Below are 1,303 nucleotides of genomic sequence, written 5' to 3'. Positions count from 1 at the left end.
GTGAATCGCACCGGGTTTGATGGAGACATCGATTACCCGTAAGGATGATTCCCATGTCAGCACAACGGAAGTACCCGGTCGAGTTGCGTGAGCGCGCGACGAGGATAGCGATAGAGGCAAGGATGGACCCGTCGACCAGGACGGGCGCGTACCGCCGGATCGGAGAGCAACTCGGGGTCAATCCCGAAGCGCTGCGGACCTGGGTGAGCCGGGCCGAGATCGACGAAGGCCTGCGCCCGGGCACCACAACAGATGACGCTGCCCGGTTGGCGGAGCTCGAGCGTGAGGTCCGTGAGCTGCGGCGGGCGAACACGATCCTTCGCCAGTCGGCGGTTTTCTTCGCGGCGGAGCTCGACCGCCCGTCGAGGTGATCTGCGCCTTCATCGAGGAGCACCGTGACGAGCACGGGGTCGAGCCGATCTGCCGCGAACTGCAGGTCGCCCCAAGCACGTACTACGCCCACCGCACCCGCCCCGCCTCGGCACGCAGCCTCCAGGACGCGGAGCTCACCGGGGCAATCCGGCGGATCCACGAGGAAAACTACGGGGTCTACGGGGCCCGGAAGGTCCACGCCGAGTTGCGGCGGCAGGGCCGGCAGATGGCCCGCTGCACTGTGGAACGGCTCATGCGGGCGGCGGGTTTGCGTGGGGTGTCGCGGGCGAAGGGGCCGCGGACCACGAAGCCGGCGCCGGAAACTGGCAGACCCGCGGACCTGGTCGAACGCCGGTTCACGGCGACGTCGCCGGACCGGCTCTGGGTCGCCGACATAACGTACGTCAGGACCTTCGCCGGCTGGGTCTACGCCGCGTTCGTCATCGATGTGTTCTCCCGCAGGGTCGTTGGCTGGCAGGTGGCCACGAGCCTCTACACCGACCTGGCGCTGGACGCCCTGGAGATGGGCATCTGGACCCGGACCAAGGACGGTGCCGATCTGGACGGGCTGGTCCACCACAGCGACCGCGGAGTCCAATATCGCTCGATTCGCTACACGCAACGGCTTGAGGAAGCCGATGCGGTGGCCTCCGTTGGTTCCAAGGGGGATTCCTATGACAATGCCCTCGCGGAGGCGTTCAACTCGCTGTTCAAGGCAGAGCTTGTGCGCAACAAGGGCCCGTGGAAGGACATCAGCCAGCTCGAGGTCGCTGTCGCGGAGTACATCGATTGGTTCAATCACCGTCGCTTGCACGGCGAGATCGGACACGTCCCACCCGCCGAATATGAACATCTCCACGCCGGGCACACGGCACCGGAACTACTGACAATTTCCAACTAAAAACATCTCCATCAAACCCGGGGCTTGACA

The 1,303-nt window shown here is 65.4% G+C and carries 1 protein-coding gene and 1 other annotated feature; the gene reads left to right on the top strand.

All coding sequences use genetic code 11. The features are described 5' to 3' along the window. Window positions 1–53 precede the first annotated feature (53 nt). Window positions 54–1,273, top strand: a protein-coding gene (locus KNN17_RS22255) for an IS3 family transposase (protein WP_241711094.1) whose coding sequence is annotated in 2 segments (ribosomal slippage) — window positions 54–333 and window positions 333–1,273 — 1,221 coding nt in all. Because the reading frame shifts where the segments join, the coding sequence is not laid out codon by codon here. Then, window positions 329–445, top strand: a sequence feature (AL1L pseudoknot). Its footprint overlaps the gene before it by 117 nt. Window positions 1,274–1,303: the final 30 nt, after the last annotated feature.

Origin of the sequence: Arthrobacter bambusae (assembly GCF_022606295.1) — a bacterium.
Lineage (GTDB): Bacteria > Actinomycetota > Actinomycetes > Actinomycetales > Micrococcaceae > Arthrobacter > Arthrobacter bambusae_A.
Note: the sequence above shows the minus strand (reverse complement) of the source record. Positions and strands in the feature narration are given on the sequence as shown.